We start from the raw sequence: 13616 nt of genomic DNA, 5'->3' as shown, positions 1-13616 counted from the left end.
GCACCGGTAACACAAGAGCACCACAATCGCTCCGGGTATTCCGGTGCACGAGCGGGTCGCAGGGCTATTTGGCGTACATCAGGGTGCCGAAGCCCAGCTGGTCGAAGCCGCCGCTGGTGGTGCCGTAGTCCCCGCCGCCGCCCTCGGGGGCGACGAGGTCGTAGTACATCTGCGAGATGTACTTGTCGTCGAGGCCCAGGCGCCGGTTGTAGTGGAAGTGGAGCATCGCCCACACCGGGCGGACCTGGCCGCGGGAGGCGTCGGAGATCACGGTCTGGGAGGAGGCGGCGCAGCTCGTGCCCGTGCCCCAGTTGTAGGTGGTGAAGGGGACGTCGTCGCCGATGTTGTACTTGGCCACGTACTGCGCGGCCTTCATGAACCTCCGGCTGTCGTAGGAGTAGAGGTCGTCGCCCTGGTTCCAGGCCATCTCGCAGAACGCGCCCATCTGGCCCATGCCCATGACGGTGTGGCCCTGGTCGCGGCCCGACTCCTGCCACTGGCCGAGCGCGTAGCCGTCGGAGTCGGTGTACAGGTAGGGCACCGCGTGCGCGATGGAGCCGTTGCCGGCGCCGGACTTGAAGTAGGTGACGGCCTGGTCGTACTTGGCGGAGTCCTCGTTGAGGATGCCGATGGCCAGCACGGACGCCATGTTGCACAGGTCCCAGTTGGCCCAGTAGTTGGTGATGCAGGCGCCGTTGTGGTTGGTCAGGAAGTCGTTGTTCATCGGGTAGAAGACGTTCGCCAGCAGCTCCTGGGCGGCGGCCAGGTCGAACCCGCTGTAGTCCCGCATGAGTTCGCAGGCGTTGGCGAACTGCCAGCCGTAGATGCCGGCCGCGAGGAACCGGTCCGCGTTGCCGGTGACCGAAGTCAGGGTCTTGGACCAGGCGTTGAGGATGTTCGCCGCGCAGACGGCGTTGGCCTCGGTGCCGCCGACCTTCCAGCGCAGGGCGTTCTGGTAGGCGGCGGCGATGTCGTTGTAGAGCAGGCCGTAGTTCTCGCCGGTGCCGCCGCCGCGGACGATGGTGGCGGTGGCCCGGTTGGTCCAGGTGGACGCGGAGTGGGAGTTGGCGACCAGCTTGTTCCAGCCGGAGAGCCAGGGGTCGGTTCCGGCAGCGACCCGGACCTTGGCCCGGTTGATGTCGCCCGCGTTGTGCAGCATGCCGGGGTGGGTCCAGGTCGAGGGCGCCGCGTCCGCCGTGGTGGCGGCGAACGCGCCGCTTCCCAGGGCGAACGCGGCGCCGAGTCCGCCGGCGGTCTTCAGAAGACCGCGGCGGCTCAACTCGGGCCGCGGGAGGTGCTGGTGGGGGGATGTGCGGCTCATGCGGTGCATCTCCAATCCGTGGGGGGATCAGCTCTGGGTGATGCTCACCTCGTCGAAGGTCGAGGTGACGAGGGCCAGCGGGCTGCGGGAGCAGGCCACCAGTCCCACGTAGTAGGGGGCGTCACCGAAGGCGGGGATCTCGCCGGCGGCGAGGTCGGTCCAGGTGGCGCCGTCGTCGGCCGAGACCGAGGCGGTGAAGGTGGTCCCGGTGCGCTTCAGCCGCAGCAGCGTGGGGAGTTGAACGCCGCCGTTGCCGGTGAAGGCGGAGGCCGCGGCGACCGTCTTGCGCAGCATGAGCTGCGCGGTGGTGCCGCCGGTGACGATCGCTCCGGCCGCCTGGTCGAACGGCGACAGGGACTTCGCCATCAGCAGTCCGACGCGGTCGGCGGTGACCCCGGCCGCTCCGGTACGGGAGACCAGCCGGGCGGTGACCGTGCTGTCACCGCTGACGGGCTGCCGTACGAAGTGGCCCGTCATTCCCTGGTTGTTGACGGTCAGGTCGACTCCGGCGCCGCGCACCACGAAGGTCCCGTCCTCGTGGGCGGTGCTGCCGGGGGTGCGGATCGCGACCACGCCCAGGGTGCCGAACTCCCGGTCGTCGAGGACGACATCGCCGAGGTCGCCGTACGTCCAGGGGGTGGGCGGGGGTGTGCCGACGGTGAGGGTGAGGGTTCCGGTGCCGTCGCCCGCCACGTTGCCCGCGGTGGTGGTGACGGTGAACTCGCCGGTCTCGCGCGGGATTCCGCTGATCAGGCCGGTGCGCCTGTCGACGCGGAGGCCGTCGGGGAGGCCGGACGCGGTGAACCGGACCGGCTCGTGCGTGGCGCGCAGGAGGTGCCTCACGGAGATGCCCTTGTTCGCGAACACCGTTGTCGCGGAGGTGAGTTCGGGAACGGAGGGTGTCGGCATCGCGGCGGCTGCCGTCGCCGACAGCGGACCGCGCCCGGCCGTGTTGGTCTTCGCGACGGCGTAGTGGTACGTCGTCCCGGGCGTGCCGGTGGCGTCCGTGTACTGGACGCGGGTGCCGGACCCGACCGGGCCGACGCCGGTCGCGAGGGTGACGTAGGGGCCGTCGGCGTCGGTGGCGCGCAGCACCTTGTAGCGGGCGGAGAGGTCCGGGTCGGTCCAGGCCAGCTCGACGGCGTCGGAGCCGCTGACCGCCGTCAAGTCCTCCGCGGCGCGGGCCGGTTTGGGCACCGACCAGACCTCGCCGCCGGACGCGGAGGTCACGGTGACGTTGTCGAAGGCGCCGGTGCCGGTCTCGGCGTAGTCCTGGTCGACGCCGAGGCTGGAGTCGAGGAACAGGCCCGCGTAGGCGGTGCGCCCCAACTCGACCTCGGTGGAGCCGACTTCGGTCCAGCGGATGCCGTCCGGGGAGATCGCGCCGGTGCAGCGGCGTCCGCGGCGGCTCACCCGCACCCAGTAGGGCTTGCGCAGCCGGTAGCCGTCGCCGGCGCCCTCGACGTACGGGGCCTCCAGCGGGGTCGCCGACTGGGGGAGCGAGCCGAGACTGGAGATCGGGAAGGCCGCGTTGACGGTGATCGCGTCCTGCTGGGAGGGCGGGACGGGGGTGCTGCCGGTTCCGGAGACGTCGGCGCCCTGCGACGGCCGTACCGTCCACACCCCGCTCCAGGTGTGCAGGGGCAGCCCCTGGATCACCATGGCCGCGTGCGCCGCGTCCTCGTCGAGCGCGTCGCGGAGCGTGACGCCGATCTTGGAGTACTGCGAGCTGAGCGGCCACACGATCCGCGCGGTGACCGCGCCGTCGCCGCGCAGCGGGAGATGGACCAGGTGCGGGCCGCTCGCCTCCAGCACGAACCGCTCACCGTCGAAGACGGCCGAACCGGGGATCTTCACGTCCCCGAGATCCTGCGCCGACCAGGGCTCGGGGAGACCGGCGGTGGCGGAAGCGGTCGCCGAAGCAGCGCTCGTGCCTTGGGAGTTGGTGGCGGTGACGAGGTAGTGGTACGTCCGTCCCGGGCGCACCCGGTCATCGGCGTAGGTCGGCTTGTCGACCCCGGTGGCGACCTCCTCGTACGGCCCCTGCGGCTTGGAGGCACGGCGGACGGTGTACGTGTCGGCCCAGGTGGCGGGCAGCCAACTGACCGTGACGGCCTCGGAGTTGCCGACCGCGGTGACGCCCGCCGGAGCCGTCGGCACGGACGCCGAGGGAGCCGTGGCGCCCGCGTAGGCGAACGTCCCCCAGCTGGGCAGGTCGTCGTTGCTGCCCTCGACGACCCGGGTGCCACCGGTGCCGCGGAAGACGGCCGCCTTGGTGTACGGGGTGTCGAGGCCGCGTACACCCGCGTAGTGGGCGTAGGCCATCTCGTAGATCGGGGGCAGGTTGCCGCGGCTGATCGCGGAGACGGTCGTCTTGATGTACTTGCCGGTGCGGTCCAGGTCCGGGACGAACGGCACGTCGTTGCCGAGGTTGTAGCGGGCCGCGTACTCGAAGTTGGCGAGGATCCGGCTGTCGTCGTAGCCCCACAGGTCGATGCCCTGGTTCCAGGCGACCTGGGCGAGGTCGCCGGTCAGGCCGACCGCGAGCTGTTCGTGGCCCTGGTCGCGGCCGGCCTCCTGGCCCTGGCCGGCGTCCGTGACGATGCGGTGGGCGATCGAGCCGTTGCCGGAGCCCGCCGCGGCGAAGCGCAGGGCGTCCTCGAAGAGGGTGGGCTGCTCGCAGAACACCCCGATGGCGGCGATGGTCTGAAGGGCCGTCAGGTCCCAGTTGCCGTTGGCGTAGAGCATGTAGCCGGAGACGGCCGGATACCAGACCTCCAGGAAGGAGCGCTCGCAAGCCGCGATGTCCGCCTCCGCCCAGCCGTCGTAGCCGGTGTGGCGCAGCAGTTCGGCCGCGTTGACGAACTTGAACGCCTGCAGGCCCGCGCCGAGCGGGCCGTCGGCGCCCGTGATCATCGTCAGGGAGGCGGACCAGGCGTTGAGGATGTCGCGCGCCTTGTCGGCGTTGGCCGTGCTGCCGGTGACGGCCCACATCAGGGCGTTCTGGTAGGCGGCGGCCGAGTCGGCGACGGCCTGGTTCTGGAAGTTGGTGGGGCCGCGGCCCCAGGAGGTGATCTGGCCGGTGTTCTGGACCGCGTACGTGGACTTCGAGCGGGCGTGGGCCGCGAGCGCCAAGTAGCCGTCGTAGACCGGGGATTGCCGGGCTGCGACCGCGGTCTTCATGCGGGTCAGGTCGTCGGCGGAGTGCAGGAGCCCGGGGTGGGCGAAGGATCTGGCGCCGGTGCTCTCGCGGTCGGCCGCCCGAGCCGTGCCGGGCGCGAGCAGACCGTTCGCGCCCGCCGCCAGGAGCAGGGCCGCGGTGCCGCCGAGGAAGGTCCGGCGGCTGGTGTCGGGGATCGTCATGACGCGGCGGCCGCCTCGGCCTCGGCGGTGGTGAGGAACTTGAGGTTCAGCACGTGCTCGTTGGCGAACCACTGGATCGTGTCCGTGGTGTAGTACCAGGTCGGCTTCTTCATCGAGTCGGCGACCACGAGCCCGTTGATCACCAGGTTCTCGAAGGTGACGTCCTTGATGGCGTGGTCGGCGTCGTAGCCGAGCAGGAGCGTCGGCTTGGCGTTGGTGCCGGTGTAGCTGAGGTTCTTGACGTAGACGTTCTCGATGCCGCGGCCGACCGAGGTGTTGTACTTCGTGTTGTACATGACCTTCATGTAGATGACCTGGCCCCAGCGGAAGTCCTCGATCCGGACGTCCTCGATGCGGACGTTCTTGATCAGGTTGGAGTCGCCGGGGTTCAGGGCGATGCAGCCCTGGTAGTTCATCTGCGGTTCGCGGTGGTCGAGGATGTCGATGTTCTTGAAGCGGAGGTTCTTCAGCACCTCGGGGTTGTCGGTGTTGCCGTGCGTCCCGACGTTGATGGGGTGTGCGACGTCCGCCCAGAGCGTGGAGTTGCGGACGGTGATGTTCGTGGTGTCGCCGTAGTAGTCCCAGCGGTGGGTGTAGATGGCGATGCAGTCGTCGGAGTTGCGCATGAAGACGCCGTCGACGACGACGTTGCTGGAGCAGAAGACGTCGATGCCGTCGCCCCAGCCCTTGGAGCTGAAGGAGCCCAGGCCCTTGATGGTGACACCGGTGGCCTCGCCCAACTGGACGGCGTAACCGGCCGGGTTGAGCGTGGTGACGGCCCCGATGGAGATGTTCCGCGAGCTCTCCACGAGGATCCCGCCGCCCGCTGTACCGGCGAGCACACCGCGCCCGGTGATCCCCGCGTGCTCGACGTCGCGGAAGATGACGGTCGCCTTGAGGACGGCGCCGCCGTCGAGGTACACGGTCTTGCCGGAGGGGACGAGCAGGGTGTTGTCGGCGGTGGTGTGGACGCCGGGGCCGTAGTAGAGGACGTCCGGGTCGTCCTGCGCCGGGATGTTCTTCTCGATCCTGCGGGCGAAGAGGTGCAGGCAGTCGAAGATGTCGTCGTTGATCTGGACGACCACGTTGCGCGGCTCGTCGAGCGTGAACACCAGGGTGTCGCCGCCGACTTCGGGCGTGATGCCGTACGAGTCCGGTCTCACCCGGACCTTGGTGGTGCCGCCCTTGAGGTAGGTGACCTCGACCTCGACGGAACCACGGAAGTCGAAGTACGCCAGCGAGGAGTTGTACGTCTTGCTCGACCCGGTGGTGGGGTTGATCTCGGCGAGCTGGGGCCGCCAGATGTCGAGGGTCTGCCACTCGCCGTCGGGGGCGGTGCGCACCCGCACCTTGAAGCTGGTGTTGGTCGGCATCGCGGCCGGGCGGGGGTAGGTCACCAGCTTGGGGGCGGCGGTGGCCTCGGTCTCGTCGGCGCGGGCGGCGCCGGCCGTCACCCCGGAGAGGCCGGCGGCGAGCACGGTGGCTCCGGCCGCCTGGATCGCCGTACGCCGGGACAGGGGTGTGTTCATGCGTGACTCCTTGCGAACAGGTCTGTGGGAAGGGCTACTTGAGGCCGGTCGTGGACATCCCGGCGACGAAGCCGCGCTGGGCGACGAGGAAGACCAGCAGGATCGGGACGACGTACATCACCGAGGCGGCGGCCTGGAGTTCGGGCACGGGCTGCCCGGCCGGGGTGCTGTACGCGGACATGATGGCGACGGCGAGGGTGGTGCGGTCGCTGGAGAGCAGGAGCTGCGGGGCGATGTAGTCGCCCCAGCTCCAGGTGAAGGCGATGATGAAGCTCGCGGAGACGACCGGCCAGGACTGCGGGAGGAAGATCCGCCAGAACATCCGGGCGTAGCCGCAGCCGTCGACGATCGCGGCCTCCTCCAGCTCGCGCGGCAGCCCCGCGAAGAACTGCCGGAAGAGGAAGACCAGATAGGGCGCGGCGGCCAGCCCCCACAGCACCCAGGGCCAGTACGTGTCGACCATGCCGAGCCGGGCGAAGATCAGGTAGGTCGGCAGCAGGGTGACCATCTGCGGCAGCATCATCGAGCCGATCAGGATGCCGAACAGCGTCTTCTTGCCCGGTGCGTCGAGCCGGGCGAATCCGAAGCCGACCCAGGCCGAGCTGAGGGTGACGAGGGTGGCGTAGATGACCGCGATGATCAGGGAGTTGCGGGCGTAGCCGAGGAAGTCGATCTGGTGGAAGGCGTCGGCGAAGTTGTGCCACTGGAAGTGCTCGGGCAGCCAGCGCACCGGCGAGGAGGCCAGCTCGGCCTGGGTCTTGAACCCGGAGATGACCAGCCAGCCGAACGGGCCGAGGAACAGCCCGGTGAGCACCACCAGGACGGTGTAGAGGACGAGCCGGCCGGTGCGCAGCCGGACGCGGGGCGGCGACTTGGGGGCAAGGGTCGTGGCGGTCACTTCTTCGCCTCCGGGTCGACGTTGTAGAACACCACGCCGGACGTGAACCGGAAGATGAGCCCGGTCGCGACGAGGATCAGGAGGAAGAGCACCCACAGCAGTGCGGAGGCGTAGCCGTAGCGGCCGATCGCGAAGTACTGCGCGAACACGTGCATCATGTAGAGGTAGTTGGACTGCGGGACGAGGGTGACGCCGGCCGTGGTGCCGTCGGGGGCGAGCAGCAGCGGCATGATCGTCTGCACCGAGGCGATGACCCCGGTGACGGTCTGGAAGAGCAGCACCGGCGACAGCAGGGGCACGGTGATGGAGCGGAAGGTCCGCCAGGCGCTCGCGCCGTCGACGCGGGCCGCCTCGTGCAGTTCACGGGGCACGTCCTGGAGCCCCGCCAGCGAGATGATCATGATGTTGCCGGCCGTCCAGAGGACGGTCATCAGCAGCACGTACCGGGCGTAGGGGTCGGCCAGCCAGCCGATCGCGTCGATCCCGAAGAGGTTCAACACCCCGTTGGCGGCACCGGAGTTCTGGTCGAAGAGCTGCTTGAAGGCGATGCCGGCCCCGATCGGCGGCACCACGGCCGGCAGATACAGCAGGGTGCGGAACAGCCCGCGTGCCTTGATCGGCCGGTTGACCAGGACCGCGAGGGCGAGCCCCGCGATGATCGACAGCGGTACGGAGGTCGCCGCGAACAGTCCGGCGCGGCCCAGGGACTGCCAGGTGACCGGGTCGGAGAGCAGCTCGCGGTAGTTGCCGAGCCCGACGAACCTCCAGTGCGGGGAGAGCCCGTCGAAGGTGGTCATGCTCAGCCACAGCGCGTACCCCATGGGGACGACGGTCAGCAGCAGGAAGCCGATGATCCAGGGCGAGGCGAACAAGTAGAACGCGCGGTGCCTGCGCGCGGTCATGGACGTCCGCGGCCGGTGCGCGGCGCGGGCCGGGGCGGCGGACGCGGCCGGTTCCGGCCGTCCGGCCACGGAGGCGATCTGCTCGGTCGTCATCCCACCTGCTCCTTACCGCGAGCGAGTTGCTCGTTCATGGCGGAGTCCAGGCGCCGGGCCAGGGTGTCGACGGACATGTGGCCGTTCATCGCCGCCGGGGCGATCTGGTTGAAGAGGGCGTCCAGCGCGTCCGCCGAGGCGTAGGGCGTGAAGGAGATGACCGAGAAGTGCTCCAGCTCGGCGTCCTGCACCTTCAGGACCTGCTTCTGGTACTCCTCCTTCGCCGGCATCAGCGGGCGCAGCGACTTCAGGGTCGGGATGCCCCAGCCGCCGGAGGCGCGGGCCTTGGCCGGTCCCTCGCCGAAGAACCACTCGAAGACCCGCCAGGCGGCGTCCTTGTTGCGGGACTTCTTCGTCATCCACAGTCCGGTGCCGCCCTGGCAGGGACTGATCCGCGGACCGCCCGCGAAGATGGGAGCGGGGGCCAGGCGGGAGACCTTCGCCAGCTTCGGGTCGGTGTTGATCATGCCGCCGAGCCAGTAGCCCGAGTTCGACATGGCCATGCGGCTCGCCTGGTAGGTGGGCCCGTCCCAGGCGTTGGGGTCGGGCTGGACGGCGCTCGGGCCGACCCTGGTCCGGCAGTACTCGATGTACCAGGCCAGCGCCTTGCGGGCCTCGGGGCTGGTGAAGTCGACACGGGCGTAGTCGTCGGTGAAGAGGTTGCCGCCGGCCGCGGCGGTCAGGCTCGCCAGCAGACTGGACTTCATGAGCCCGTTGTAGCTGCCGCCGAAGACCGTCGTCTGACCGCTCTTGCGCCGGGTGAGGCTCTTGGCCTTCTCCAGCCACTCCTCGTAGGTGACCGGCTCGGTCACCGGGGGCGTCTCGACGCCCGCCCTGTCGAAGAGCGCGGTGTTGTACCAGTACATGTTGTCCTGGGAGAAGTCCTTCGCCATGCCGTGGCGCGGCCCCTTGCCCTGGGTCCGGCCGTCGAAGCGCCACAGGTCGTTGACGGGGTCCAGGTCGGCGGGGCGCAGGACGCTGCTGCGGGCGAAGTACGGGTCCAGGTCCTCCATCAGGTCCCGGGCCGCGAAGTACGGGGCGTCGATGGCGCCGACACCGCGCACCAGGTCGGGCGGGTTGCCGGTGGTCATCATCGCGATCAGCTTGGTGATGTCGTACTTCACCAGGACGATCTTGATGCCGAGGTCGTTGTAGGCCTGCTTGACGTCGTCCGGCGTGATCTCCCCGCTCTTGACCATGGCGGTGACGGTCTCGCCGGGGCCGCTGACCCCGGTGGAGACCGGGAGGGCACAGCCGTTCAGGGCGGCCGCACCGGCCGCGGTACCGGCCGCCGAGAGGGCGAGGAACCGGCGGCGGCTCAGGGATGCACCGACATGGGGGCGCATGAACGCACCACCTCCTTTTGACAACCGGTTGCTGCGCATTGGGGCAGAGCTTCACTCTGTCCGGAAACGGCGTCAAGAGGCTTGACGAATTTTCGAAAAGACTGTGTAACCTCGCGGACACGCTCCGGGGAGGGAACCGGTTGCCCGCATCGATTGACCACCGCTCGACGGGCGACCTACGGTAGAAGCGTTGTAGAAGACGTTTTCAGAAACAGTTTCCGCCGTCAGGACTTCCCACCGGCAGGACTTCTCACCGTCAGGAGTGACATGCCCAGCCCGCAGCCACCCAGGGCCGTGTTCGCGATGGATCCGGTGCACCTCCCGCTGCTCTTCCCCCCACCGCTCATGACCCGGCTGAGCCAGGTGGCCGACCTCGACCCCGGCCTCGTCGTCACGGACTTCACCGACCCGGCCGCGGCGGACGCGCTGGCCGCGGCGGAGGTGCTGATCACCGGCTGGGGCTGCCCCGCCCTCGACGCCGACGTCCTGGCCTCGGCCCCCCGGCTGCGCGCCGTCCTGCACGCCGCCGGCTCCGTCCGCTCGCTGGTCGGCGAGGCCCTGTGGAAGCACGGGACCGCCGTCTCCAGCGCGGTGACCGGCAACGCCCTGCCGGTCGCGGAGTACACCCTCGCGATGATCCTGCTGTCCGGGAAGGACGCCTTCGACCACCGCGAGCGCTTCCGCGCCACGCACGCCTATCCGTCGCCCGCCGAGACCGCGGCCACCGGCAACGTCGGCCGCCGCGTCGGCGTGATCGGCGCCTCCCGGGTGGGCAGACGCCTCCTCGAACTGCTGAAGCCCTTCGACTTCACCGTGCTGCTGCACGACCCGTACGTCAGCGCCGCCGAGGCGACCGCGCTGGGCGCCGAACTCCTGTCGCTGGAAGACCTGCTCCGGCACAGCGACATCGTCACCCTGCACGCCCCGGACATCCCGGAGACCTACCGCATGCTCGACGGCGCGCGGCTCGGGCTGATCCGGGACGGCGGGGTCCTCATCAACACCTCGCGCGGCGCGCTGATCGACCCCGACGCGCTCACCGACGAGCTGGTCTCCGGGCGCCTGAACGCCGTCCTCGACGTCACCGAGCCCGAGCCGCTGCCCGCGGGATCCCCGCTGTACCGGCTGCCCAACGTGTTCCTGACCCCGCACATCGCGGGCTCCCTCGGCAACGAGCTGGAGCGGCTCGGCCGGATCGTCGTGGAGGAGCTGGAGCGCCTCGCGGCCGGAGCACCACTGGTGCACCAGGTGTTCCACGCGGACATGGTGCGGGTGGCATGAGCGGGCGACGACGGACCGATCGGCCCCGGATCCGCCATGGGATACGGTTTCCGGACCCGCAGGGGCCACCGCGGCGAGCACCGGCGGAGGCCACTACCGCGAAGGAGCCGCAAGGGTGAGTCAGCGCAAGGCGCCCGGTGAGGCCGGCAGGGCCACCATCCGCGACGTGGCGGAGCGCGCGGGCGTCTCCGTGGCCAGCGTCTCGCGGGTGCTGTCGGGCAACTACCCGGTCTCGGAGGACCTGCGCCGCAAGGTGATGAAGGTCGTGGGAGACCTCGACTACGTCACCAACGCGCACGCCCGCTCCCTCGCCGGCGGCGGCACCCCGACGGTCGCGATCCTCATCAACAACATCACCGGCGCGGCCTTCGCCCACGTGGCCAAGGGGGTCGAGGGCGCGGCCACGCTGCGCGGCTGGCTCTCCCTGGTCGGCACCACCGGCGACGACCCCGAGCGCGAGCTGGCCCTGGTCAACCTCATGCGCCAGCAGGGGGTGGCCGCGGTGGTCCTGCTCGGCGGCGCCTACGACTACGACGAGTACCAGTTGCGGATGGCCCGCTTCGCCCGCTCCCTGGACGCGGCCGGCTCGCATCTGGTGCTGGTGGGCCGCCCGCCCCTGGAGGGCGACGTCCCGGCCACGACGGTCGACTACGACAACGAGGGCGGCGCCTACGCGATGGCCAGCCATCTGCTGTCGGCCGGCCACCGCCGGGTCCTCGTCCTGCCGGGCCACCAGGAACTCACCACCGCGCAGGGCCGGTTGGAGGGCGCCCGGCGCGCCTTCGAGGCCTACGGCGTGCCCTTCGGGGCGGCCATGGTGCGGCACGGCGCGTACGACTACGAGCACGGCTACGACGCGGTCGAGGAGAGCCTGCGCGACGGGCTCGACTTCACCGCGGTGCTCGCCGGGACGGACGTGGTCGCGGCGGGCGCGATGCAGGCGCTGCGGGCCGCGGGGCTGCGGGTGCCCGAGGACGTGTCCATCGTCGGCTACGACGACATCCCGCTGGCCTCCCAGCTCACGCCCCAGCTCACCACGGTGCACGTGCCGTACGAGGAGATGGGCCGGGTCGCCCTGCGGGCGGTCGCCGACCGGCGTGAGGGCGGCGGGTCGCGCCGCAGGGGCGCCGACGGGGACCATCTGGTGCTGGGCACCCATATCGTCGTGCGGAACTCCGTGCGGCCGGTTGAGATCGTTTCGTAAACGGTTTCACATACCTCTTCCAGGGTCCGGGGCACCGCTCCCCCATGGCGCCGCGCCTCTTAGGCGACCCCCTGACAAGCCGCTGACCTGGCGCTTCATCGGCTCCCGCGCGCGTACTGGCCGCGTGTCCAGCGCTAACCCCACGGACAAACCGGCGTAACAAATTGCCGCGCACCTCTTGCTAACCACCGAAGCGTCGACCTACCGTCCCAGCAACCGGTTACTACAGCTTCTGCTGTCTCCCTCCCCCGGCCCCTCTCTCCCTCCCGGCTCCTCTCCGAGACGCCCTACTTCCCGAAGGAATACGGACAGATGAACTTCAGCAGCCCCCGGAGAAGGTTCGCCCGCGTCGCCGTCGCGGGTCTCGCGCTGTCAGGTCTGCTCACCGCCTGCGGTGGTTCCGACGACTCCGGCGGCACCAAGTCGTCGGGCCCGGTCACGCTCCAGTTCTGGGGCTGGGCCAACGGCCAGGACGCGGTCGTCAAGGCGTTCAACGCCTCGCACAAGGACATCCAGCTGAAGTACACGAAGGTCACCGACCAGCTGACGATGCAGAAGCAGCTGAGCAACGCGGTCAAGGCGAAGAACGCCCCCTGTCTGCTGCAGAACACCGGTGAGTACGTGACCAGCTGGGTGGCGCAGGGCGCGCTGGCCGACATCACGAAGTACGTCGAGTCGAGCAAGGACGAGTTCAACTCCGGCTCGTGGGCCTCCGGCCAGGTGCAGGGCAAGGTCTACGGCGTCCCGACCGCCTCGGCACCCGCGTTCACGATCTACCGCACGGACATCTTCAAGAAGTACGGCCTCAAGGCCCCGACGACCTGGGACGAGTTCATCGCCGCGGGCAAGGTCCTCAAGAAGCACGGCATCAAGATCACCAACTACGCCGGTGAGGACCCCAGCACCCTGGAGGTCCTGTCCATGCAGGCCGGCGCGCACTGGTACGCGATCGACGGCAATGCCTGGAAGGTGGACTTCCAGGACGCGGGCTCCCTGAAGGCCGCGAAGGTGATCCAGGAGATCATCGACAACGATCTGAACGCCAAGCTGTCCTTCGCCGACTACGCGGCCGTGCAGCGCAGCTTCGACACCGGCGCGACCGCGACCCGGCAGATCTCCACCTGGCAGATGTCGGGCATGGTGCAGAACTTCACCAAGTCCTTCGGCAAGTGGGCGCTGTCCCCCTGGCCGACCTTCGCGGGCGAGGCCGCCAAGACGCCGGCCGGCACCAACCAGAGCGCCAACCTGACGCTCGTCTCCGCGCAGTGCGAGAACCAGGAGCAGGCCGCCGAGGCCGCGCTGTGGATGTCCACGGACACCAAGGCGGTGAAGATCATGGCGAGCCCGGAGACCGGCAGCGGTGTGATGCCGGCGCTCAAGGACAGCGACTCCTACGTGCCCGAGGCGATCTCCGAGAAGCTGCTCGGCTCGGACTACCAGCCGGCCCAGCAGGTCGTGAAGGACAGCCTGGGCACCGTCACCACCGACTGGACCTTCGGCCCGAACTGGACCGCCATGTTCACCGAGCTGCAGAGCCAGTGGGGCAAGGTGGTCAGCAAGGACATCACGGTGACCGACCTCCTCGCGCACATGCAGAAGTGGACGGTCGACGACCTGAAGTCCCGCGGTATCAACGTCAAGGGCTAGAGGCTGGTCAAGGGCTAGAGACTGTAAGGCTT

The 13616-nt window shown here is 69.6% G+C and carries 9 protein-coding genes; 3 read left to right on the top strand and 6 right to left on the bottom strand.

Translation table 11 applies throughout. The features are described from left to right. Positions 1–64: 64 nt before the first annotated feature. The 6 genes from ABZ896_RS00750 to ABZ896_RS00725 are packed head-to-tail and all read right to left on the bottom strand — an operon-like array spanning position 65 to position 9452. On the bottom strand, positions 65–1321 hold the full coding sequence (locus ABZ896_RS00750; protein WP_360919649.1) for an alginate lyase family protein: 1257 nt from the start codon (positions 1319–1321) through the stop codon (positions 65–67). A 27-nt stretch (positions 1322–1348) separates the two neighbouring features. Then, positions 1349–4684, bottom strand: a complete 3336-nt coding sequence (locus ABZ896_RS00745; protein WP_360919645.1) for an alginate lyase family protein — start codon at positions 4682–4684, stop codon at positions 1349–1351. After that, entirely contained in the window at positions 4681–6213 is a 1533-nt protein-coding gene (locus tag ABZ896_RS00740) for a glycosyl hydrolase family 28 protein (RefSeq protein ID WP_360919642.1), read from the bottom strand. Before ABZ896_RS00740 ends, ABZ896_RS00745 begins: the two co-directional genes overlap by 4 nt. 34 nt (positions 6214–6247) lie before the next feature. After that, positions 6248–7111: a carbohydrate ABC transporter permease gene (locus ABZ896_RS00735; protein ID WP_360919639.1), complete on the bottom strand. Its 864-nt coding sequence runs from the start codon at positions 7109–7111 to the stop codon at positions 6248–6250. Next, positions 7108–8106, bottom strand: a complete 999-nt coding sequence (locus tag ABZ896_RS00730) for a sugar ABC transporter permease (protein ID WP_360919635.1) — start codon at positions 8104–8106, stop codon at positions 7108–7110. Before ABZ896_RS00730 ends, ABZ896_RS00735 begins: the two co-directional genes overlap by 4 nt. Then, positions 8103–9452: an extracellular solute-binding protein gene (locus ABZ896_RS00725; protein ID WP_360919632.1), complete on the bottom strand. Its 1350-nt coding sequence runs from the start codon at positions 9450–9452 to the stop codon at positions 8103–8105. Before ABZ896_RS00725 ends, ABZ896_RS00730 begins: the two co-directional genes overlap by 4 nt. 267 nt (positions 9453–9719) lie before the next feature. On the opposite strand from ABZ896_RS00725, the gene ABZ896_RS00720 reads away from it, so the two are divergent. The 3 genes from ABZ896_RS00720 to ABZ896_RS00710 all read left to right on the top strand — a co-directional run bounded on the left by ABZ896_RS00720 (position 9720) and on the right by ABZ896_RS00710 (position 13584). Then, positions 9720–10733 carry a hydroxyacid dehydrogenase gene (locus ABZ896_RS00720; protein WP_360919629.1) on the top strand — a complete coding sequence of 338 codons (1014 nt, stop codon included), beginning with the start codon at positions 9720–9722 and terminating at the stop codon, positions 10731–10733. Positions 10734–10848: 115 nt separating this feature from the next. Beyond that, positions 10849–11937, top strand: a complete 1089-nt coding sequence (locus ABZ896_RS00715) for a LacI family DNA-binding transcriptional regulator (protein WP_360919626.1) — start codon at positions 10849–10851, stop codon at positions 11935–11937. A 312-nt stretch (positions 11938–12249) separates the two neighbouring features. After that, positions 12250–13584 carry an extracellular solute-binding protein gene (locus ABZ896_RS00710; RefSeq protein WP_360919623.1) on the top strand — a complete coding sequence of 445 codons (1335 nt, stop codon included), beginning with the start codon at positions 12250–12252 and terminating at the stop codon, positions 13582–13584. The last annotated feature ends 32 nt before the right edge of the window (positions 13585–13616 follow it).

This window comes from Streptomyces sp. NPDC047072 (assembly GCF_040643855.1).
Lineage (GTDB): Bacteria > Actinomycetota > Actinomycetes > Streptomycetales > Streptomycetaceae > Streptomyces.
This window is presented reverse-complemented; position numbering and strand designations above follow the sequence as displayed.